The organism is Helicobacter pylori (genome assembly GCF_002832345.1).
Taxonomy (GTDB): Bacteria; Campylobacterota; Campylobacteria; order Campylobacterales; family Helicobacteraceae; genus Helicobacter; species Helicobacter pylori_CP.
Genome location: NZ_PHLZ01000021.1, coordinates 12,591 through 34,691, shown reverse-complemented (window position 1 = coordinate 34,691; position 22,101 = coordinate 12,591). Strand labels below are relative to the sequence as shown.

At 37.6% G+C, this 22,101-nt stretch carries 23 protein-coding genes; 10 read left to right on the top strand and 13 right to left on the bottom strand.

From position 1 onward, the window contains the following. Window positions 1-51: 51 nt before the first annotated feature. Window positions 52-426, top strand: coding sequence for a C-terminal helicase domain-containing protein (locus CXY28_RS06550; RefSeq protein WP_100980090.1), 375 nt, complete (start codon window positions 52-54; stop codon window positions 424-426). A 279-nt stretch (window positions 427-705) separates the two neighbouring features. Here CXY28_RS06550 and CXY28_RS06545 read toward each other — a convergent pair whose 3' ends face one another. Continuing rightward, window positions 706-894 carry an urease-enhancing factor gene (locus tag CXY28_RS06545; protein WP_100980084.1) on the bottom strand — a complete coding sequence of 63 codons (189 nt, stop codon included), beginning with the start codon at window positions 892-894 and terminating at the stop codon, window positions 706-708. A gap of 386 nt (window positions 895-1,280) precedes the next feature. Here CXY28_RS06545 and cagA point away from each other — a divergent pair, with 386 nt between their 5' ends. Continuing rightward, window positions 1,281-4,820, top strand: a complete 3,540-nt coding sequence (gene cagA, locus CXY28_RS06540; RefSeq protein ID WP_100980082.1) for a type IV secretion system oncogenic effector CagA — start codon at window positions 1,281-1,283, stop codon at window positions 4,818-4,820. Window positions 4,821-5,089: 269 nt separating this feature from the next. Then, window positions 5,090-5,464 carry a C-terminal helicase domain-containing protein gene (locus CXY28_RS06530; protein ID WP_100980080.1) on the top strand — a complete coding sequence of 125 codons (375 nt, stop codon included), beginning with the start codon at window positions 5,090-5,092 and terminating at the stop codon, window positions 5,462-5,464. 155 nt (window positions 5,465-5,619) lie between these two features. Here the strand turns inward: CXY28_RS06530 and murI are convergent, their stop codons facing one another. Continuing rightward, entirely contained in the window at window positions 5,620-6,387 is a 768-nt protein-coding gene (murI, locus tag CXY28_RS06525) for a glutamate racemase (protein WP_100980078.1), read from the bottom strand. Window positions 6,388-6,424: 37 nt separating this feature from the next. Further along, the gene (gene rho, locus CXY28_RS06520; RefSeq protein WP_100980076.1) at window positions 6,425-7,741 is read right to left on the bottom strand and encodes a transcription termination factor Rho; all 1,317 of its coding nucleotides are present in this window, start codon (window positions 7,739-7,741) and stop codon (window positions 6,425-6,427) included. A 264-nt stretch (window positions 7,742-8,005) separates the two neighbouring features. Between rho and rpmE the strand changes: the two genes are divergently transcribed. Genes rpmE through CXY28_RS06495 form a run of 5 tightly spaced genes read left to right on the top strand, consistent with a single transcriptional unit; the run spans window position 8,006 to window position 11,589 of the window. After that, window positions 8,006-8,209, top strand: coding sequence for a 50S ribosomal protein L31 (rpmE, locus tag CXY28_RS06515; protein WP_000715278.1), 204 nt, complete (start codon window positions 8,006-8,008; stop codon window positions 8,207-8,209). Window positions 8,210-8,233: 24 nt separating this feature from the next. Next, the gene (gene rsmI, locus CXY28_RS06510; RefSeq protein ID WP_050825521.1) at window positions 8,234-9,097 is read left to right on the top strand and encodes a 16S rRNA (cytidine(1402)-2'-O)-methyltransferase; all 864 of its coding nucleotides are present in this window, start codon (window positions 8,234-8,236) and stop codon (window positions 9,095-9,097) included. A gap of 12 nt (window positions 9,098-9,109) precedes the next feature. Next, a complete protein-coding gene (rlmB, locus tag CXY28_RS06505; RefSeq protein ID WP_100980074.1) occupies window positions 9,110-9,793 on the top strand; it encodes a 23S rRNA (guanosine(2251)-2'-O)-methyltransferase RlmB in 684 nt (227 codons plus the stop codon). 12 nt (window positions 9,794-9,805) lie between these two features. Continuing rightward, complete coding sequence (locus CXY28_RS06500; protein ID WP_100980073.1) at window positions 9,806-10,771, top strand: sialidase; 966 nt, start codon at window positions 9,806-9,808, stop codon at window positions 10,769-10,771. Beyond that, the gene (locus CXY28_RS06495) at window positions 10,768-11,589 is read left to right on the top strand and encodes a hypothetical protein (protein ID WP_100980071.1); all 822 of its coding nucleotides are present in this window, start codon (window positions 10,768-10,770) and stop codon (window positions 11,587-11,589) included. Before CXY28_RS06500 ends, CXY28_RS06495 begins: the two co-directional genes overlap by 4 nt. A gap of 70 nt (window positions 11,590-11,659) precedes the next feature. Here the strand turns inward: CXY28_RS06495 and CXY28_RS06490 are convergent, their stop codons facing one another. The 7 genes from CXY28_RS06490 to CXY28_RS06460 form a co-directional block, all read right to left on the bottom strand. Beyond that, window positions 11,660-12,097, bottom strand: a complete 438-nt coding sequence (locus CXY28_RS06490; protein ID WP_100980069.1) for a hypothetical protein — start codon at window positions 12,095-12,097, stop codon at window positions 11,660-11,662. Between the two features lie 464 nt (window positions 12,098-12,561). Further along, a complete protein-coding gene (gene accA, locus CXY28_RS06485) occupies window positions 12,562-13,500 on the bottom strand; it encodes an acetyl-CoA carboxylase carboxyl transferase subunit alpha (protein WP_001029385.1) in 939 nt (312 codons plus the stop codon). A gap of 22 nt (window positions 13,501-13,522) precedes the next feature. Beyond that, window positions 13,523-14,761 carry a beta-ketoacyl-ACP synthase II gene (locus CXY28_RS06480; RefSeq protein ID WP_100980088.1) on the bottom strand — a complete coding sequence of 413 codons (1,239 nt, stop codon included), beginning with the start codon at window positions 14,759-14,761 and terminating at the stop codon, window positions 13,523-13,525. A 102-nt stretch (window positions 14,762-14,863) separates the two neighbouring features. Further along, the gene (gene acpP, locus CXY28_RS06475; RefSeq protein ID WP_001163104.1) at window positions 14,864-15,100 is read right to left on the bottom strand and encodes an acyl carrier protein; all 237 of its coding nucleotides are present in this window, start codon (window positions 15,098-15,100) and stop codon (window positions 14,864-14,866) included. A gap of 230 nt (window positions 15,101-15,330) precedes the next feature. Then, window positions 15,331-16,074 carry a 3-oxoacyl-ACP reductase FabG gene (gene fabG / locus CXY28_RS06470; protein WP_001160857.1) on the bottom strand — a complete coding sequence of 248 codons (744 nt, stop codon included), beginning with the start codon at window positions 16,072-16,074 and terminating at the stop codon, window positions 15,331-15,333. A gap of 38 nt (window positions 16,075-16,112) precedes the next feature. After that, the gene (rpsU, locus tag CXY28_RS06465; RefSeq protein WP_100980067.1) at window positions 16,113-16,325 is read right to left on the bottom strand and encodes a 30S ribosomal protein S21; all 213 of its coding nucleotides are present in this window, start codon (window positions 16,323-16,325) and stop codon (window positions 16,113-16,115) included. Window positions 16,326-16,425: 100 nt separating this feature from the next. After that, window positions 16,426-17,676: a hypothetical protein gene (locus CXY28_RS06460; protein ID WP_100980065.1), complete on the bottom strand. Its 1,251-nt coding sequence runs from the start codon at window positions 17,674-17,676 to the stop codon at window positions 16,426-16,428. A 172-nt stretch (window positions 17,677-17,848) separates the two neighbouring features. Between CXY28_RS06460 and CXY28_RS06455 the strand changes: the two genes are divergently transcribed. Beyond that, window positions 17,849-18,094, top strand: a complete 246-nt coding sequence (locus CXY28_RS06455) for a ribbon-helix-helix domain-containing protein (protein WP_000418870.1) — start codon at window positions 17,849-17,851, stop codon at window positions 18,092-18,094. Window positions 18,095-18,117: 23 nt separating this feature from the next. On the opposite strand, the gene CXY28_RS06450 is transcribed toward CXY28_RS06455, so the two are convergent. Together CXY28_RS06450 and dapF are read right to left on the bottom strand one after the other, a co-directional pair. Beyond that, complete coding sequence (locus CXY28_RS06450) at window positions 18,118-18,765, bottom strand: YkgB family protein (RefSeq protein ID WP_001148292.1); 648 nt, start codon at window positions 18,763-18,765, stop codon at window positions 18,118-18,120. A 96-nt stretch (window positions 18,766-18,861) separates the two neighbouring features. After that, window positions 18,862-19,683: a diaminopimelate epimerase gene (gene dapF, locus CXY28_RS06445; RefSeq protein ID WP_100980063.1), complete on the bottom strand. Its 822-nt coding sequence runs from the start codon at window positions 19,681-19,683 to the stop codon at window positions 18,862-18,864. A 114-nt stretch (window positions 19,684-19,797) separates the two neighbouring features. Here dapF and CXY28_RS06440 point away from each other — a divergent pair, with 114 nt between their 5' ends. Continuing rightward, window positions 19,798-20,847 carry an AI-2E family transporter gene (locus tag CXY28_RS06440; protein ID WP_100980061.1) on the top strand — a complete coding sequence of 350 codons (1,050 nt, stop codon included), beginning with the start codon at window positions 19,798-19,800 and terminating at the stop codon, window positions 20,845-20,847. Between the two features lie 350 nt (window positions 20,848-21,197). Here the strand turns inward: CXY28_RS06440 and CXY28_RS06435 are convergent, their stop codons facing one another. After that, on the bottom strand, window positions 21,198-22,070 hold the full coding sequence (locus CXY28_RS06435; RefSeq protein ID WP_198542632.1) for a radical SAM/SPASM domain-containing protein: 873 nt from the start codon (window positions 22,068-22,070) through the stop codon (window positions 21,198-21,200). Between the last annotated feature and the right edge of the window lie 31 nt (window positions 22,071-22,101).

The window sequence follows — 22,101 nt, the reverse complement described above, 5'->3', positions numbered from 1 at the left end:
GAGCATAAACTAGAAAAAACAAGTAGCTATAACAAAAATCAAGTTCAAAAAATCATAGAGCTTTTAGAGCAAATCAATCGCGCTCTTAACCAAAGAAAAATCAGAAAAACCATAGGAATTATCACACCTTATAATGCCCAAAAAAGACGCTTGCGATCAGAAGTGGAAAAATGCGGCTTCAAGAATTTTGATTGGCTCAAAATAGACGCTGTGGATGCCTTTCAAGGTGAAGAGGCAGATATTATTATTTATTCCACCGTGAAAACTTGTGGTAATCTTTCTTTCTTGCTAGATTCTAAACGCTTGAATGTAGTTATTTCTAGGGCAAAAGAAAATCTCATTTTTGTGGGTAAAAAGTCTTTCTTTGAGAATTTACAAAGCGATGAGAAGAATATCTTTAGCGCTATTTTGCAAGTCTGTAGATAGGTAATCTTTTCCAAAGATAATCATTAGATATTCTTCGCTTCAAAACGCTCCTAAATTGCAAACTTATTTTTTTGAATGCTTTACTTTATGGTGAGCCATAACTTTATAATCTACCGATCCATCGCATGACTTTTAAAATACTCAAAGATCCTAGATGAGAGCTTGAGTTTGATTGACTTTAGTTTATTTTAATTTTTCTTTATTTTGAAATATCTTGAAATGCTTGGCTCAATCAACATTTAACAAAAAAGCCAAAACATTTTTTAAGAAGAAAAAACCCTAAAACCCAATATCAGTTTGATTGCTAAAATAAGAGCTACCAAAGTCTTTGGGCGTGTAGCACACTTCTTTCTCTATAACAGCGTCTTTAATGCAAGCGACACGCAAAGCGTCAAAATAAGTCTCAACGCTAGTGCAACCGCCGAGTAAAGAAGATCCAATGAACACGCTATTTCTAATGGTTTTCATTTTATATTCTTTTGTTTTAAAATTTTTAATAACTTACATACTTTAATCATGCGTCTATGATAGTTAAGATTTATTATGAAACAAAAAGTAAATGAAACTCAAAACAATCACAATAACGCCCTAAATCCAAACCATAAACGCTACCCTTTGTAATCCTTGATAATTTTTGCTATAATAAAGCCCTAACTAAAATTTCTCCTTTTATTTTAGTTAGACTTCTTGAATTAAAATTATAGTAGGCTTGTTACACCTTGTTCTAAATATTGTGGTATAATGATGATGTTCAAAGACATGACTTGACTACTCAAGTGTGTAGTAGTTTTTAGCAGTTTTTGATACCAATAAGATACCGATAGGTATGAAACTAGGTATAGTAAGGAGAAACAATGACTAACGAAACCATTAACCAACAACCACAAACCGAAGCGGCTTTTAACCCGCAGCAATTTATCAATAATCTTCAAGTCGCTTTTCTTAAAGTTGATAACGCTGTCGCTTCATACGATCCTGATCAAAAACCAATCGTTGATAAGAATGATAGAGATAACAGGCAAGCTTTTGATGGAATCTCGCAATTAAGGGAAGAATACTCCAATAAAGCGATCAAAAATCCTACCAAAAAGAATCAGTATTTTTCAGACTTTATCAATAAGAGCAATGATTTAATCAACAAAGACGCTCTCATTGATGTAGAATCTTCCACAAAGAGCTTTCAGAAATTTGGGGATCAGCGTTACCGAATTTTCACAAGTTGGGTGTCCCATCAAAACGATCCGTCTAAAATCAACACCCGATCGATCCGAAATTTTATGGAAAATATCATACAACCCCCTATCCCTGATGACAAAGAAAAAGCAGAGTTTTTGAAATCTGCCAAACAATCTTTTGCAGGAATCATCATAGGGAATCAAATCCGAACGGATCAAAAGTTCATGGGCGTATTTGATGAATCCTTGAAAGAAAGGCAAGAAGCAGAAAAAAATGGAGGGCCTACTGGTGGGGATTGGTTGGATATTTTTTTATCATTTATATTTGACAAAAAACAATCTTCTGATGTCAAAGAAGCAATCAATCAAGAACCAGTTCCCCATGTCCAACCAGATATAGCCACTACCACCACCCACATACAAGGCTTACCGCCTGAATCTAGGGATTTGCTTGATGAAAGGGGTAATTTTTCTAAATTCACTCTTGGCGATATGGAAATGTTAGATGTTGAGGGAGTCGCTGACATTGATCCTAATTACAAGTTCAATCAATTATTGATTCACAATAACGCTCTGTCTTCTGTGTTAATGGGGAGTCATAATGGCATAGAACCTGAAAAAGTTTCATTATTGTATGCGGGCAATGGTGGTTTTGGAGCCAAGCACGATTGGAACGCCACCGTTGGTTATAAAGACCAACAAGGTAACAATGTGGCTACAATAATTAATGTGCATATGAAAAACGGCAGTGGCTTAGTCATAGCAGGTGGTGAGAAAGGGATTAATAACCCTAGTTTTTATCTCTACAAAGAAGACCAACTCACAGGCTCACAACGAGCATTGAGTCAAGAAGAGATCCGAAACAAAATAGATTTCATGGAATTTCTTGCACAAAATAATGCTAAATTAGACAACTTGAGCGAGAAAGAGAAGGAAAAATTCCGAACTGAGATTAAGGATTTCCAAAAAGACTCTAAGGCTTATTTAGACGCCCTAGGGAATGATCGTATTGCTTTTGTTTCTAAAAAAGACCCAAAACATTCAGCTTTAATTACTGAGTTTGGTAATGGGGATTTGAGCTACACTCTCAAAGATTATGGGAAAAAAGCAGATAAAGCTTTGGATAGGGAGAAAAATGTTACTCTTCAAGGTAACCTAAAACATGATGGCGTGATGTTTGTTGATTATTCTAATTTCAAATACACCAACGCCTCCAAGAATCCCAATAAGGGTGTAGGCGTTACAAATGGCGTTTCCCATTTAGAAGCAGGCTTTGACAAGGTAGCTGTCTTTAATTTGCCTGATTTAAATAATCTCGCTATCACTAGTTTCGTAAGGCGGAATTTAGAGGACAAACTAATCACTAAAGGATTGTCCCCACAAGAAGCTAATAAGCTCATCAAAGATTTTTTGAGCAGCAACAAAGAATTGGTTGGAAAAGCTTTAAGCTTCAATAAAGCTGTAGCTGAAGCTAAAAACACAGGCAATTATGACGAAGTGAAAAAAGCTCAGAAAGATCTTGAAAAATCTCTAAGGAAACGAGAGCATTTAGAGAAAGAAGTAGCGAAAAATTTGGAGAGCAAAAGCGGCAACAAAAACAAAATGGAAGCGAAATCTCAAGCTAACAGCCAAAAAGATGAGATTTTTGCGTTGATCAATAAAGAGGCTAATAGGGACGCAAGAGCAATCGCTCACGCTCAGAATCTTAAAGGCATCAAAAGGGAATTGTCTGATAAACTTGAAAAAATCAACAAGAATTTGAAAGACTTTAGTAAATCTTTTGATGAATTCAAAAATGGCAAAAATAAGGATTTCAGCAAGGCAGAAGAAACGCTAAAAGCCCTTAAAGGCTCGGTGAAAGATTTAGGTATCAATCCAGAATGGATTTCAAAAGTTGAAAACCTTAATGCAGCTTTGAATGAATTCAAAAATGGCAAAAATAAGGATTTCAGCAAGGTAACGCAAGCAAAAAGCGACCTTGAAAATTCCGTTAAAGATGTGATCATCAATCAAAAGGTAACGGATAAAGTTGACAATCTCAGTTCGGCGGTATCAGTGGCTAAAGCAACGGGTGATTTCAGTAGAGTAAATCAAGCGTTAGCCGATCTCAAAAACTTCTCAAAGGAGCAATTGGCTCAACAAGCTCAAAAAAATGAAGATTTCAATACTGGAAAAAATTCTGCACTATACCAATCCGTTAAGAATGGTGTGAATGGAACCCTAGTCGGTAATGGGTTATCTAAAGCAGAAGCCACAACTCTTTCTAAAAACTTTTCGGACATCAAGAAAGAGTTGAATGCAAAACTTGGAAATTTCAATAACAATAACAATAATGGACTCAAAAACGAACCCATTTACGCTAAAGTTAATAAAAAGAAAACAGAGCAAGCAGCTAGCCTTGAAGAACCCATTTACGCTCAAGTTGCTAAAAAGGTAAATGCAAAAATTGACCAACTCAATCAAGCAGCAAGTGGTTTGGGTGGTGTAGGGCAAGCGGGCTTCCCTTTGAAAAGGCATGATAAAGTTGATGATCTCAGTAAGGTAGGGATTTCAGCTAGCCCTGAACCCATTTATGCTACGATTGATGATCTCGGCGGACCTTTCCCTTTGAAAAGGCATTCTAAAGTTGATGATCTCAGTAAGGTAGGGCTTTCAAGGAATCAAGAATTGGCTCAGAAAATTGACAATCTCAATCAAGCGGTATCAGAAGCTAAAGCAGGTTTTTTTGGCAATCTAGAGCAAACGATAGACAATCTCAAAGATTCTGCAAAAAACAATCCTGTGAATCTATGGGCTGAAAGTGCAAAAAAAGTGCCTGCTAGTTTGTCAGCGAAATTGGACAATTACGCTACTAACAGCCACACACGCATTAATAGCAATATCAAAAATGGAGCAATCAATGAAAAAGCGACCGGCATGCTAACGCAAAAAAACCCTGAGTGGCTCAAGCTCGTGAATGATAAGATAGTTGCGCATAATGTAGGAAGCGTTCCTTTGTCAGAGTATGATAAAATTGGCTTCAACCAGAAAAATATGAAAGATTATTCTGATTCGTTCAAGTTTTCCACCAAGTTGAACAATGCCGCAAAAGACATTAAGTCTGGCTTTACGCAATTTTTAACCAATGCATTTTCTACAGGATATTACTGCTTGGCAGGAGAAAATGCAGAGCATGGAATCAAAAATGTTAATACAAAAGGTGGTTTCCAAAAATCTTAAAGGATTAAGGAATACCAAAAACGCAAAAACCACCCCTTGCTAAAAGCAAGGGGTTTTTTAACTTAAAATATCCCGACAGACACTAACGAAAAGCTTTGTTCTTTAAGGTCTGCATGGATATTTCCTGCCCCAAAAAAACTTAACCCTTTGATAAAAATTAAATTTGATTGTGCTAGTGGGTCGGGCTATAATGCGGAATTAATTAAGGGTTATAAAGAGAGCATAAACTAGAAAAAACAAGTAGCTATAACAAAAATCAAGTTCAAAAAATCATAGAGCTTTTAGAGCAAATCAATCGCGCTCTTAACCAAAGAAAAATCAGAAAAACCATAGGAATTATCACACCTTATAATGCCCAAAAAAGACGCTTGCGATCAGAAGTGGAAAAATGCGGCTTCAAGAATTTTGATTGGCTCAAAATAGACGCTGTGGATGCCTTTCAAGGTGAAGAGGCAGATATTATTATTTATTCCACCGTGAAAACTTGTGGTAATCTTTCTTTCTTGCTAGATTCTAAACGCTTGAATGTAGCTATTTCTAGGGCAAAAGAAAATCTCATTTTTGTGGGCAAAAAGTCTTTCTTTGAGAATTTGCGAAGCGATGAGAAGAATATCTTTAGCGCTATTTTGCAAGTCTGTAGATAGGTAATCTTTTCCAAAGATAATCATCAGACATTCTTCGCTTCAAAACGCTTTCATGGATCTCTCTAAAGCGCTTTATAATCAACACAATACCCTTATAATGTGAGAGATAACCCTTTTTGGGAATTGAGTTATTTGACCTTAAATTTTTATTAGCGTTACAATTTGAGCCATTCTTTAGCTTGTTTTTCTAGCCAAACCACATCGCCGCTCGCATGAAATTCCACTTTAGGGAATGCGCAAGCGTTTTTCTTAAGGGCGTATTTTTGTTGCAAATATTCTACAATAGCGTCGCCAGAATGGATGAGTAGGGGGGGCGTTGAAAGGGCAAAATGCCCCATAAAATAGCCCTCAATTTTTTGAGCGATCAAGGGAAAATGCGTGCAACCTAAAATAATCACTTCAGGTAAAATCTTTAAGGGAGTGAAATAATAACGCATGCAAGTTTCTAACAATTCGCCCTCTAAAATACTTTCTTCAATCAAAGGCACAAAAAGAGAAGTGGCTAAATGCGAAACATTCAAATAGCCTTGTTGTTTCAGGGCGTTGTCATAAGCGTTGGATTGAATCGTCGCTTTTGTCCCTAGCACTAAAATAGGGGCGTTTTTATTTTTTACTTGTTGTTTGATCGCTAAAATGCTTGGCTCAATCACGCCCACAATAGGGATTTTGGAATGCTTTTGCATCTCTTCTAAAGCTAGAGCGCTCGCTGTGTTGCATGCCACAATCAACAATCCAATCTGGTGCGGTTTGAAAAAATCCAAAGTCTCTAAGCCAAATTGCTTGATCGTGGTGGGGTCTTTAGTGCCATAAGGCACTCTAGCACTATCGCCATAATAGATGATTTCATCAAATAGTTGCGCTTTTAAAAGGCTTTTTAAAACGCTAAACCCTCCCACACCGCTATCAAAAATGCCTATTTTCATGACACTTTTTTTAATTTAATGGGATTAATTAGGGATTTTATTTTTCATTCATTAAATTTAAAAATTCTTCATTGTCCTTAGTTTGTTGCATTTTAGAATACACAAAGCTTAAGGCTTCTATGTCATCCATTTGTTGCATCACATTCCTTAAAACCCACACTTTAGTCAATCGGTCTTTGCCAAGCAAGATATTATCTTTTCGTGTGCCGGATTTTAAAATATCAAAGGCCGGGTAAATGCGCCTGTCCGCAATATTTCTCGCTAAAACGATTTCGCTATTCCCGGTGCCTTTAAATTCTTCAAAAATCACCTCATCCATTCTGGATCCCGTTTCAATCAACGCCGTAGCGATAATCGTCAAGCTCCCGCCTTCTTCAATATTCCTTGCGGCTCCAAAAAAGCGCTTGGGCCTGTGCAAGGCGTTCGCATCCACGCCCCCGCTTAAAACCTTACCGCTTGAAGGCGTTACGGCGTTATACGCCCTTGCTAAACGGGTGATAGAATCCAATAAAACCACCACATCTTTGCCCATTTCCACTCGCCTTTTAGCCCTTTCTAAAACCAATTCAGCGATTCTTATGTGGTTATTGGCGGGCAAATCAAAAGTGGAGCTAAAAACTTGACCCTTAACGCTTCGTTGCATATCCGTAACTTCTTCAGGGCGCTCATCCACTAAAAGGATAATCAGCTCCACTTCAGGGTGGTTAGAGGTGATGCCTTGGGCGAGTTCTTTCATCAGCTCTGTTTTCCCGGTTCGTGGTGGTGCAACGATCAAAGCCCTTTGACCTTTCCCCACAGGGCTGAATAAATCCAGCATTCTGCCGGTAACTTTAGTGGGTTCGTATTCTAATTTGATTTGTTCATCAGGGAATAGGGGGGTTAAATTGTCAAACAAAGGGCGGTTTTTAATCTCATCTAAAGGCAAGTAATTGATGGCTTCTATTTTTAAAAGGGCGTAGTATTTTTCCTGGTCTTTAGGAGATCGCACTTGACCGGTAACAATATCGCCATTCCTTAAGGCAAAGCGCCTGATTTGAGAAGGGCTGACATAAGTGTCGTTATGCCCGTCTGAAAAACTCCCATCAAACCCTCTTAAAAAGCCATAGCCATCAGGCATGATTTCTAAAATCCCGGTAAAAAGAATGTATCCGCCTTGCGTGACTTGGGTTTTTAAAATTTCAAACATCAAGTCTTGTCGTTTGAATTCTTGGGGGTTTTCTACTTTGAGCTTGTTAGCGATTTCTAAAAGCTTTTCAGTAGGGTAGGTGCGTAAATCTTCAATGTGATAACCGCTCACTGGCGTGTGCGTTTTGACTTTGTGCGAACTTTTGTGCGTAGGCGCGTTTTCGTTCATTAAATTTCCTTTTAACAAAAAGAGATTTCTAGTTTGTTGCAATTAAGATAAAAATACAAAAAGCTAAAGCATTCTTAAAAAATTAGTGTAACCAAAAGATGCTAATAAGTGGTGCATGCCACAAGTATTGAATTTCGTAATGCTTTGCTATGCTATCATAATTTCTTTAACAAAGTCAAATTTTATTTTAATTTTAGAGTGGTTTTAATTTGTTGTTACTTGCGCTATAATTTTAAGTTTAAATTTAAAAATAAAGGATACTTGATGAAAAAAGGCATTCACCCCGAATATATCCCATGCAAAGTTACTTGTGTAACGAGCGGGAAAGAAATTGAAGTTTTAAGCACTAAACCTGAAATGCGTATTGATATTTCTAGCTTTTGCCACCCTTTCTATACCGGTAGCGATAAAATCGCTGACACTGCAGGGAGAGTAGAAAAATTCAAGCAACGCTACAACTTGAAGTAACTCTTTTAAAAAGCGTGGCTTTTTGTGCTGTATTTTTTGCCTACTCCTATAGGTAATCTCGCTGACATCACGCTACGCACTCTAGAAGTTTTAGAGCGTTGCGAGGTTTTTTTATGCGAGGATACAAGGGTGAGTAAGAGGTTGTTGCACTTGCTCGCACAAAACCCTATTATCAGCCATTCTTTCCCTAATATCGCTACTAAAAAAAGGGAGTTTATCGCCTTCCATTCACACAACGATCAGGAATTTTTAAACCAAATAGAGCCTTCTTTTTTTGACAAAGAAATCGCTGTGATGAGCGATGCAGGCATGCCAAGTTTGAGCGATCCAGGCATGAGTTTAGCCGCTTACGCTTTAAAACATAACATTCAATACGATGTTTTGCCTGGGGCTAACGCGCTCACTACGGCGTTTTGCGCGAGCGGGTTTTTAGAAGGGCGGTTTTTTTACGCCGGCTTTTTACCTCATAAGAGTAAGGAAAGGCGCTTAAAAATCGCTAAAATTTTAAACGCTTTAGCGTATTTAGAAGAAAAAACCCCGGTGGTTTTTTATGAAAGCCCGCACCGATTGTTGGAGACTTTAAAGGATTTAAACGATCTGGCTCAAGGCATGCATTTGTTTGCGGCTAAAGAGCTTACCAAACTCCACCAGCAGTATTATTTAGGAGAAATTTCTCAAATCATAGAGCGGTTGCAAAAAAGCAATATCCAAGGGGAGTGGGTTTTAGTGCTTTTGAATGAGAAAAAAATAGAGCCTTGCATGGGGCTATCGGCGTTATTGGAGTTGGATTTACCTCCTAAAATTAAGGCTAAAATTGAAGCCGCTATGACGCAAAAAAACGCTAAAGAGCTTTATTTCCAGCGTTTGTTAGAAGAAAAAGATCAATAAAAGGGGTTTAGCATGCAAGCAGTAATTTATGGCAGGCAGGTGATTACGCACCTTCTAAACTCTCATCAAGAAAAATTGCAAGAAATCTATCTTTCTAAAGAAATAGACAAAAAGTTTTTTTTCGCGCTCAAAAAAGCATGCCCTAATATCATCAAAGTAGATAATAAAAAAGCGCAAAGCTTGGCTAAGGGGGGGAACCATCAAGGGGTTTTGGCTAAGGTGGAACTGCCATTAGCCGCTTCTTTAAAAGAAGTTAAAAAAGCTCAAAAACTTTTGGTGCTTTGCGGGATTACGGATGTGGGGAATATTGGGGGGATTTTTAGGAGCGCGTATTGCTTAGGAATGGATGGCGTTATTTTGGATTTTGCTAAAGAATTGGCTTATGAGGGGATTGTGCGATCCAGCTTGGGGCTTATGTATGATTTGCCTTTTAGCGTTATGCCTAACACGCTGGATTTAATCAATGAATTGAAAACGAGCGGGTTTTTATGTTTGGGCGCGAGCATGCAAGGCTCTAGCCAAGCAGAAAATCTATCCTTAAAAAAATGCGCTCTTTTTTTGGGGAGCGAGCATGAGGGGTTGTCTAAAAAAATCCTTGCTAAAATGGATATGATATTAAGCGTAAAAATGCGAAGAGATTTTGATTCGCTCAATGTGAGTGTGGCAGCAGGGATCTTAATGGATAAAATCAACTAGGTGGTCAATTGAATGGAACAGAATAAAAAAAGTTTAGAAAATTTAGATCTTTCTGATGTTCAAAACATTTCTAAAGATATTTCTGGTGCAGCTTTAGAAGAATTATCGCTTAAAAATTTAGATAAAAATTTGCAGATTTTAAAAGAAGTTGGAGTGGCAGAAATTTGCAAGGCGACTAAAATCGCTTCTAAAAATATCCATTCTATCTTGGAAAAACGCTATGAATCTTTATCAAAGGTGCATGCTAGGGGATTTATACAAATTTTAGAGCGCGAGTATAAAATTGATTTGAGCGCATGGATGAAAGAATTTGACAAAGTGTGTGTTTTTAAAGAGGGCGTGGGAGAAGAGAAAAATCAAGAAACAAACCCTGAAGAAACAGCAAAAAAACCCCTTAAGGTTGAATTGGATTACAGCATCAATCAGGCTAATACTTCATTATCCAAAAAATCTTCCAAATGGAAACCCTTTGTTATCGTTTTAGGGGTGGTTGTCATTATTTTAGTGGTCGTTATCATTCAAAACAGCTCTTCTTTAAAAGAAGAAAGAGAGCAAGAAAGCGCTATTAAATCCGGCACTAAAAAGAATTCTTTCAATAAAGCTAATCCTACAGAAGAAAACAAGCCAGAGCCAACGCCTAAACTAGAAGAAAAACCAAAAGAACAAGACAAGGAAGAAAAAGAAGCGATCAAAGAAAATCCTAACACCATTTATATTATCCCTAAAAAAGATGTTTGGGTGGAAGTGATTGATTTAGATGAGAAAAAAAACTCCTTTCAAAAGGTTTTTAAAAAAAATTATTCTTTAGAAACCAAAAACCACCGCTTGTTGTTGCGTTTTGGGCATGGGCATCTTAGTCTTAAAAACAACCATCAAGAACAAGATTATAACGACAGCAAAACCAGGCGGTTTTTATACGAGCCAAATAAAGGCTTAACGCTCATCAACGAGTCCCAATACAAAGAACTCCAGAGATGAAAAATCTTTTTTTAGCTTTTATTGTTGGGGGAATGCTTTTAAGGGCTGATGCTTTAAACGATAAGATTGAGAATTTAATGGGGGAGCGAGCTTATCATACGAACAAGCTTTTTTTAGAGCATTTGTTTAAAAATCGTAAGGCTTTCTATGTAATGGGGCGTTTGGATTCCTTGAAACTGCTCAACACTCTCAAAGAAAACGGGCTTTTGTCTTTTAATTTTGACAAGCCAAGCATGTTGAAAATCACTTTCAAGGCTTCAAGCAATCCCCTAGCGTTTGCCAAAAGCATCAATAATTCTTTGAACATGATGGGGTATTCGTATGTTTTGCCTATTAAAATGCAAAGCTCTTCAGGCGAGAATGTTTTTTCATACGAACTTAAAACGGAATATGTTTTAGACCCTAACATTTTGATAGAAACGATGAAGAGGCATGGTTTTGATTTTGTGGATATTAGGCGCATATCCTTGAAAGAGTGGGAATACGATTTTTCTTTACAAGAAGTCAAGCTCCCTAATGCGAGAGCCTTAGTTTTGAGTAGCGAACCTGTGGAATTTAAGGAAGCGAGCGGGAAATACTGGCTGAGTGTGAATCAAAACGCGTATTTAAAAATAAGCTCTAATAACCCTTTATGGCAACCCAAAGTGATCTTTTATGATGAAAACTTAAAGATCATTCAAATCATTGCTAAAGAAAACAGACAACAAGAAATCGCTCTTAATTTGCTTGATGGCGTGCGTTTTATCCATATCACTGACGCAAAAAACCCTATCATTTTAAAAAATGGGATCAGCGTGGTTTTTGATGCGATGCCTTAAGTAGGGGTAACCCTTATCCAATTTAATTGGAATATGAGAAAATACGCTTTCAGGCTTAAAAAAAAGAGCCTTAATAATAGCGATCCACCCAATATTTACCAAAAAAAATCTTTTGTATCACACAGCCCACCAATAGCCCAGCTCCCGCTTCTATAAAAAGGACAGCCCACCAATTAATAAAACCAAACCATACAAAAAACAAATGCGCTGGTAAAGTGCCAAGCAATAGTGAAACGCCGCTCACAATAGAAATTCCAAAGCGGGTTTTAAGGATTTTACTTTTTTTGCCAAACGCCATGTCTGCTACAAATTCCCCACTAAAAGAAATCAAAAACCACCAAATCAAATGTTCAGGCATCAATAACCAAGCAACTGCGCTACTTCTATTAACCGCTGTAATGACAAGAAGTGAGAAAAAATACACGCTTGCAGATGCAAAATGCCTGCCCCTATCCCTTAAAGACCAATTCCTAGAAAAGCGGCTTTTGATTTTTTCATATATAACCATGGGATTTCTTTCTTTTTTAAAATACCATTAGACCTAACTTCTGTATTGTAAAATAAGAATGCTTTCATTCAATACGCTGATCATGATGATTGTCTTTTTATATTCAAACAAAAGGAGAGAGATAGCAGATTGGTAACACAATGATATTTTTTATATTATTTTACAAACTATGTAAAATATTCGCTTTTTTCTAAAATGATAACAAGTCGTGAAAAATTTGGCTTTGTTTTTATTGAGCGTTGGTTATAAAAAATATTGCATTTTTTAAGATTGGATAGTAAAGAGCTTGATTTTATTCAAGCGGTATTTTTAAAAGCGGTCTTAGGGGATTTTAGTTGGGGAATTATTTCAATATACCCCTTATTTCTTTAAGAGAATGGGTTTAAAATAAAGTTTAAAAACACAATTTTAAAAGTTAAAGAACCAATTATCAATACTTCATTAACGCAAAGTTTTTTATAGATTTAGTTCATGCCCTCCACAAACGAACCAAGCGACATCAATTTTTGATAGCGGTTGTCAAGGAAATGAGGGTCTTGTTGGATAGTCCTTAGAGCGTCTAAAAAATACTCTTTGATCGTGTTAGCCGCTGAAAATTTGTCTCTATGAGCCCCTTTGCTAGGCTCTAAAATAATATCATCAATAAGCCCCGCCTCCTTTAAGTCTCTAGGCGTGATTTTCATCGCTTTAATAGCCACTTCAGTCTTGCTAGGGTCATCCCAAAGAATTGCCGCACAACCTTCTGGAGATATAACGCTAAAAATGGAATATTCCATCATAGCCAACTTGTCAGCTACCGCAATCGCTAACGCGCCACCACTACCCCCTTCACCGATAATTACAGAAATAGTAGGGACTTTTAAAGAAGCGAACTCTTGTAGGTTTTTAGCGATTGCTTCACTCTGGCCTCTTTCCTCTGCACCAATTCCCGGATACGCCCCGGCTGTATCCACAAGCATTAAAATAGGCAAATTAAACTTTTCAGCAAACTTTGCCATTTTCAAAGCTTTACGATAGCCACAAGGGTTAGGCATGCCAAAATTTCTTAAGAGCTTGTTTTTAGTCCCTCTGCCTTTTTCTTCTCCGATCACCACAACCGGAACATTATCAATTTTCCCTATAAAACACACGATCGCTTTATCATCGTTATAGTGCCTATCCCCAAAGACTTCATACTTATCTTTTAAGATGAGATCAATGTAATCCATAGCGTAGGGTCTGTCAGGGTGTCTTGCTAATTGGAGTTTTTGAAAATCAGTGAGATTGGAGTAAATGCTTTTAACTTCCTTATCCAATCTTTTTTCTAAGATTTCTTTAGCGTCCTCATCGCCTCTAATAAGGGCTAATTCAATTTCATTTTGAATCTCTTTAATATGATTTTCAAAATCTAAATAAATGGCCATTCAAAATCCTAACTTTGTAAAACTAGGCTTTTTTGAAAATCACAACACCATTAGTGCCACCAAAACCAAATGAGTTACTCATCACCGCATCCACTTGTTTTTCTCTGGCCACATTAGGGATATAATCCAAATCGCATTCGGGGTCAAGCGTTTCTTGATTGATGGTAGGAGGTAAGATCCCTTGATTCATGGCCATGATAGAAATAACGGCTTCCAACGCGCCCGCAGCGCCCAAACAATGCCCAATCTGCCCTTTAGTGGAGCTAACAGGAGGGACTTTTTCTTTAGAGCCAAACACATTTTTTAGAGCGATGCTTTCATACCAATCATTATAATGCGTGCTTGTCCCGTGAGCGTTCACATAGCCCACTTCCACTTTCGCCATTTCTAAAGCCATTTTCATGGCTCTAAAAGCCCCTTCGCCCTCAGGGGCTGGGGCTGTGATGTGGTTAGCATCGCCGCTCTCGCCATACCCAGCAAATTCTGCATAAATTTTCGCCCCTCTTTTTTTCGCGCTCTCGTATTCTTCAAGCACCAAAGCCCCAGCGCCTTCTCCCATCACAAAACCATTGCGATCTTTATCAAAAGGTCTTGAAGCTTTTTTAGGCTCATCATTCCTTGTAGAAAGGGCTTTAATGCTCGCAAACCCTCCAATCCCTACGGGACAAATGGTGGATTCCGCTCCCACGACTAGCATTTTATCAGCCCCATTAAGCAAAATGGTTTTAACCGCTTCAATGATGGCATGAGTGCCTGCTGCACAAGCCGTTACGCTAGAGAGGTTAGGCCCTTTAATACCAAACTCAATAGAAGTGAAACCACCAATCATATTCACTAACGCAGAAGTGATAAAAAAGGGATTGACTTTTCTAGGGCCTTTTTCAAAACAAAAAATGGAATTCGCTTCAATATTGCCTAACCCGCCAATCCCAGAGCCAGAGCTTACGCCCATGCGGTTTGCCAATTCTTCAGGGCATCTATTGTGAGCGTCTAAAATCCCACTATCTTTCATCGCCTCTCTTGTGGCTTTCAAGGCTAATTGAATGAAACGACCCGCCTTTTTAACATCTTTGGGATTCATCACCTCTGTAGGGTCAAAGTCAGTGATTTCTCCAGCAATACGCACAGGAAACGCGCTCGCATCAAAACTTTCTATGTTTTTGATACCGCATTCCCCTTTAGCGATCGCTAAAAAAGAATCTTCTTTATTTAAACCTAGCGAATTGATCATTCCCATTCCAGTTACTACAATCCGACGCACCAATAGCTCCTCATTTCAAAACTTTAATTCAATAAAACTAGATTTTAGCTAAAGCTAAATTTTTGACTAAAACCTGGAGACAAACGCTCCAAGTTAAAAAGATTAAGCTAGCTTATTATCCTCAATATACTTCACCACATCGCCCACATTGACGATTTTTTCCGCTTGCTCATCAGGAATCTCAATGCCAAACTTTTCTTCTAACGCCATGATTAATTCCACGACATCTAAAGAGTCCGCACCCAAATCCTTCACAAATTCCGCCTCTGGCGTAACTTGCGCCGTATCCACATTCAACTGCTCAGCAATAACTGCCTGAATATCTTCAAATAAAGCCATAATTAAAACTCCCTTGTCTTGTAAAAATTAAATCAACCATTCATTGGAGCGTTTATTTTTGCTCCAAAACATCTAAAATCCTATACAACAAATAAATTACAATGAGAAACAATATTAAGTAAATAATCCCCATTTGATAATAACCTCTTTGTTTTAGAATAACCTCATAATGTTAGCATGATTTTTGCTACTTACAAACTTTTATCGCTAAAAGAATCCTTTGTTTAGGACTACATATAAAGCCCGCCATTGACTTTGAGAGTCTCCCCAGTGATGTAACTAGAGTGATCACTCAAAAGAAACGCTACCGCTTCTGCCACTTCCTTAGCAGACCCTAGCCTGTTTAAAGGAATGTTTTTAACATAATCCGCTTTGAGTTCATCTTTCAAATTAGCGTTCATGTCGGTTTCTATAAAGCCTGGCGTTACAGAGTTGAAACGAATATTCCTTAAAGCTCCCTCATAAGCAAAGGACTTGCTCATCGCAATCATCCCCCCCTTACTCGCTGAGTAGTTTGTCTGCCCCATATTACCTCTTTCACCAATGATAGAAGCGACATTGACCACGCTCCCAAAACGACTCTTACTCATCACCTTTAAAGCCTCTCTGCAACCTATAAAAGCTGAAGTGAGATTATTGTCTATGACATGGTGAAAATCTTCTGTTTTCATTTTGATCGCTAATTTATCGCGCACCACACCGGCGTTATTCACCAAATAAGACAAACCTCCATCGCTTTGGACAATGGTTTGTATCGCTTCAACAAAATCGCTTTCAGAAGTCGCATCAAATTTAATGACAGCCGCTTTATAGCCTTTTTCTTCAAGCTCATTTTTCAAAGCGTCAGCCACTTCAGCATTACTGCGGTAATTGATCCAAACTTTCAGCCCCATAGAAGCGAGAGTTTTGGCGATTTCGGCCCCAATGCCTTTAGAAGCTCCAGTAATAAGAACATTTTTCCCTGTGAATTGCATTATTCAATAATCCTTAAATTTTAAATTCGTTCAAGTTTTTATAGTCTTGATTCATAACGCCTTAACATATAAAGACGCTTTAAGACTTTCTTTTTAGCGCTGATTTTTTGTCTTTTGCGTTTTTCAGTCTTAGACTCAAAGAACCTTCTAGCACGGCATTCTGTTACTACCAAATTGCGATCGGTTTGCTTTTTGAATCTCCTGTAAGCTTCATCAAACGCATCGCCTTCTCTAACCTTAATCCCTGGCATACTGCTATCACCTCTTTTCCATAGCTTAAAATCATTGCTTAACAATGGCTACAAACGAAATAATATTATATAAGACAGATTAACCGATTGTCAAGAATTTTCACTTTTTTCTAGCAATTTTGTTAATAAGGTTATAAGGATCAAAGGCGACCGTCATATACACTTGGTAAGATTCTGACCAAGGCAAACTCCTATCAAAGCCCCCACGCATCGCATTAAGCACGAAATTGATTCGAACGGATGCGAAGTCGTTTTTCCAATTGTAATAAAAATCAAAACGATTGTATAAATTAGCTTGAAAGAATGGTACGCCACGATAAATGGGCGTGGGGCAGTAAGAAGGCGTGCAATACATTTCAACATACTGGTATTGGTTGTAAAAAGGCATTTCTGGGGTTTTAGCGAAATAGAATAAATTGTGTATTCCAAAGCCTTTGTATTGGATCTCCACATCAAATTGTCCCCCCACGCTGTTCATAAAAGGCACATTTTTGTGAATTTGCCTCAATCGGCTTAATTCAGAAACCATGCCAAAACTAGCGTTGAGTTTTTCCATAAAGGGGGCGATGTCTAAAAGGCTTGTCCCTATGTAAGCGTTAAAGTAGAGGCGATCCATAAGATAAATATTATTGTTGTCAATCGCTTTTTTTTCATTAAATTTCATGCCATCAGTGCCATTTAAAAGGTATTTGTCTTCGTTATGGAACAAGACAAAATACCCTCCAATACCCAATAAATCCTTAAAGAAATTATAAGCGACAGAGCCGTTCATTTGAAACCTGTCCATTGCATTCCCATAAGGGTTTCTCCCGAATTTACAAGTGTTGTAACAATTGCCTCCAAACCAATCTAGCATAAACTCCGCATGCCCATAATAGGGTTTTGAAGGCGAATAATGGTTTTGAAACTGCAATAAAAACCCTCTAGCGTTGGGATCTATAAACCAATAATAAGGGGCAAAAATATTCAAACCATACCTCCCTAAGAGGTTTTTTCTAGGAAAGATGCCACCATAAAAAGTAAAACGCTTTCCCCTAGCCTTATAATACATAGTAGGCCCCCAACGGTAGGGAAAATTGGTGCTGTAGTTATGGAAGTTTTGAAAGAAATACGCCCCCACAGTAAGGCTTTGCTCCACACCTTTTGTATAAAATTGGATCCCAAAATTTGGAGTCAAACGGGTTTTAAGATTGGTGTTAGTATTGACCCAATAAGGCGTTGAGCCTTCATGGTCCATGATGAACATATTGAAACCCAGATTGTATTTAAAAATATTCCAATCAAAAGCGTAAGAATTAACCGCTAACAAACAGACTAAAAAAGAATGTTTTAAAAAGGTGTTTATTGCCACTTGTTACCTCTATGTCATCATTGTTGTTGATAAAAAAGCTTATCTTGTAACCAATGGGTATTCTAGCACATCTAAAAATATTTTTCTTTAGATTTAATATAAAATGGCGTTTATTTCATGTTAGAATAGCCACCATGATGTTACAACACACTAACTAAAAAAGGAAATTTTAATGGAATTAGGAAATAAAAATATAAAACCCGGTCGTAAGCGTGTCGCTGTAGATGAGTTGAAACGCAATTTTTCAGTTACTTTTTATCTCTCTAAAGAAGAGCATGATGTTTTAAGACGACTAGCTGATGAAGAAGTAGAAAGCGTCAATTCCTTTGTCAAACGCCACATTTTAAAAACGATTATTTACAAAAAAGGTGCTAACCAAGATTCTTCTATCAATTATGATTCTTCTAGTAGGCTTTAAGCCTACTTTAAGGTATTCGCTCTTTAAGAGCAACACCCACTAGAGCATTTAGTTTTAATCCCCACCGATGAGCGATCCATCAAGCAAAACCCTTTCCCCTCCAAATAGCGTTTCGCATCAAATCCGGCCACAAACAAGCCTCCAGCAAATAACGCCAAGTCTTTAACCACTAGCCTTCCAGCCCCAGAAAGCCATGGGAAATGCTGATTGACAAACACTTCTGGCGTTGTGAATAAAAAGGATAGAGTCGTGATCGTCATTCCAGCGACAAGTAAGCCCCCAATCACGCCCATTAAAGGCATCCAAAGCCCTAAAAGCACCAAAATACCTAGGATCATGATCGTGATCCCTAAAGCTTCAGCCACTAAATAAGTGCGGTTTTCTTTATGCCATTCTTTGTTTTCAACGATTTTAGGGTCATCTTGCATTTCTTCTTGCATGGATTGGGATTCAGACATTTTGTGTTGTTTGTATGCGGGCTTTTCAAATTTATACATGAAAGAAAAGAAAGGGGAATTGGCCACAAAAGGGGCGATCCCTTCGGCTTCATACGGCACAAACTTAAGCCCTCCAATCCAAATAAAAATGATGAAAATAGCTATATGCATCAAATAGCCGCCTAGATTCTGGAGTTTTGTAATCACTTCAAGCAATGATTTTAACGCTTGCATGGTTTTATTCCTTTAGGATATTTTTTATATTGCTAAAAACAACTCGCAAATGATAGCGCATTATGTTTAATTACGACAAAATCATTTTGATTACTATTATAAGAAATAATGATCAAAAACACCCATGCCCAAAACGCTCATGCCAATATAACGCACGACTCCTTTATAAAAAATCCCATCATTTTTTAAAGAAAGCTCTAAAGATTCGTTGCTTTTAGGGATGAGAGTGGCTTTTTTAGGCGTGTTATAAAAAATGCACGCGGCGATAAAAACCGCCGCCATGCCTGTCCCGCAAGCTAGCGTGAAATCTTCAACCCCCCTTTCATAAGTTTGTAAAAAAATCGTCTCTTCATTTTCTATAAAAGCGATGTTAATATTAGCGTTAAATTCATGCCTTAAAGCCCTTAATTCCAGCGTGTTAAGGGAATTTAACCACTCTTTATTTTTCACAAATCCTACTAAATGCGGCACTCCTGTATCTATGAGATAGAAAGTAAGGATATTTTCTAAAACGCTGTTATTAGTAAAAAATTTTTCGCATCTTAAAGCGGGTATGGTGTCTAGGATTTGATAATTACCAAGATTGCTCTCTATGATATTGGGTTCTTCTATGCAAATAGAAATCTCTCTTTTTCCGGCTAAAAAAACATGGTTTTTAGAGGCTATAGCATGTTGGTAAGCAAATAACCCCACGCAACGGCTCGCATTCCCGCACATGCCAGCTTTAGAGCCGTCTGAATTGTAAAAATCCCATTCGTAGTCATAATCCTTACTCGGTAAGACGACTACAAGCCCATCAGCTCCAAAACCCTCATGCCTATGGCACACCTGTTTGGCTAAATTTGAAAAATCTTTTTTCTTGAAGCTTTGCGTGATTAAAAAATCATTCCCACTCCCTGAATACTTGTAAAACACCATCTGTATAAGCCTTTTTGATTTTAATTATAAGTTAAAAGAGGTTTTTTATCCTTAAAAGAGCGTTTTTTAGCTAACATTTGATAATTTTTGGCTCAGTTTAATGGGGATAATTTCATGAAAGCTCAGTATTTCTTTTGGATTCTTTTTTTGATTGGTTTTTATTGGATGATCTATTTGTATCAAGATTTTTTAATGGATGCACTGATTGCTGGGCTTTTGTGCGTGGGATTTTTTCAAGTGAAAGTTTTTCTGGATAAGCGCTTTTTCAATGTTGTCAGTTCGTTTTTATGCGTTTTGGTTTTAGCGAGCGTTTTGATCGTGCCGTTGTATTTTATTGTTTATAAAAGTTCTAATATTATTTTTGAAATCAATTTTGAAAAATTTTCAGCCCTAATCAAATGGCTTAAGGGGACAATCACCGAAAATTTGTCGCATTTTCCTGCCATTCATGATGGAGTGAGCAAGTTTTTAGAAAATTTTAGTGCCGCTTCCATCACGGGTTATTTGTTGAAAATAAGCAGCTATGTGGGAAGATACAGCTTGAAACTCATTACAGATGCTTTGTTTATCTTGGGGCTGTTGTTTTTCTTTTTTTATTACGGGGAGAGATTTTATCGTTATTTTTTAGGGGTCTTGCCTCTTGGAATGAATCAAAGCAAAAAGATTTTTGAAGAAGTGGCTGGGATTTTACGCATCGTGCTTTTAACTTCTCTCATCACGGTTATTTTAGAGGGCGTGGCGTTTGGGGTGATGATCGTATGGTTTGGGCATGACGGCTGGTCTTTAGGGATTTTATACGGCCTAGCGTCTTTGGTGCCGGCTGTTGGGGGGGCTTTGATTTGGATCCCTATAGCGATTTATGAGCTTTATCATGGGAATGTGAATGAGGCTATTTTTATCGCTTTGTATTCCATTTTATTGATTAGCGTGTTGATTGATAGCGTAATCAAGCCAATTTTAATCGTCTTCATCAAAAAAAGAATTTTTAAAACCACCCTTAAAATCAATGAAATGCTGATTTTCTTTTCTATGATTGCTGGGATTTCACAATTTGGTTTTTGGGGGATCATTGTAGGGCCTACTATCACGGCGTTTTTTATTGCGTTATTGCGATTGTATGAAAATTACTTTATCCAAAACGATCAAAAAGCATGCGAATGTTGAATGAAATAACGCAAAACAACTAAAAAGCGTAGAAATCGAAGAGTGGGGTCAATTAGCGTTTTTTAAATGGCATCAAGAGAAGCCCACGATTTTTCCGACCCCACAAAGCTATTACAAAAGAAAAGAGCCACTTTTGTCTTTTAACCCTTAAAATTTTGACAATTCTAGCGGCACCAACCCAAACATAAAAGATAAGAATAGTAAAGAGTAAAAGCTTTTAATTGAAGCGAACTAAACGCCACCACAATTGTAAAACCAATTACTAACGAGCTATTGAAAGGATTACAAAACGCGCTAAAAATAACAGCCTTTTCAAGGAATAAGCAGGGCTAATCCTTAAGGGAGTGGTTTCATTTTTTATAGCGAATCAAAGGGTAGGAGCAGTTTTTGCATAAAAGTTCTAACGCTTCGCCCTTTAAAAAATGGGTTTTGATAGCCATAGCTTTTTGGCTCTTTAAAATATCTTTTAGGGGTGTATGGTTTAAATCGCCAAGGTTGATATGAGCTTGCGTGTCCATGCAGCACGGCACGACAACGCCATTAGATAAAATAGCGACTTGTTTAATAAGCCCATAACAATAGGGGATTTTTGATTTCTGGTTTAAAGGATTTGGGGCGTTCAAACTCGGCCATTTAAAGGTTTTTTGGATATTCAAAAAACTTTTTTTAAACAAACGGGCGCGGCCTTGCGTTTTTAAACCCTCTAAAGAAACGCATTCAAAGCTTTCTAAAAAAGGCTTGATCAAATTCTGGTGTTTGTCAAGGGTGCTGTCTTGAATGCGTAAATTCAAAAACACTTCGCTATTTTTTTCAAATTTATAGCGGCAAAATTCTAAAATCTTTTGGATGTAGCGGTGCTGGTTGATTTTGTTATGATGGTCTAGCCCTGCGTCTAAAGAAATAGAGATCTGATAGATTACATCTTGTAAAAGCGTCTCAAAATCGCGCAAATACACCCCGCTAGTAACCAAATCCACTTTCAAAGAAAAGCCTCTAGCGGTGTTGAGATAGCGGTTTAAATCTTTGAGCTTGCAAGGATCGCCTAAGACATGCAAGGTGATAATTTGGGTTAAAGGGGCGGCTTCTTTACAAACTTTTTCAAATAACTCTAAAGGCATCACGCCTCTGATATTTTTAGGGTTAGGGCAAAAACCGCATTGCAACCCGCAAATATCGCTTAATTCTATATAGATTTTTTTAAAAGGTTTCTTATTGGGTGCCAATTCTTACGAGAAAATAGTAACGCTTGTTTGA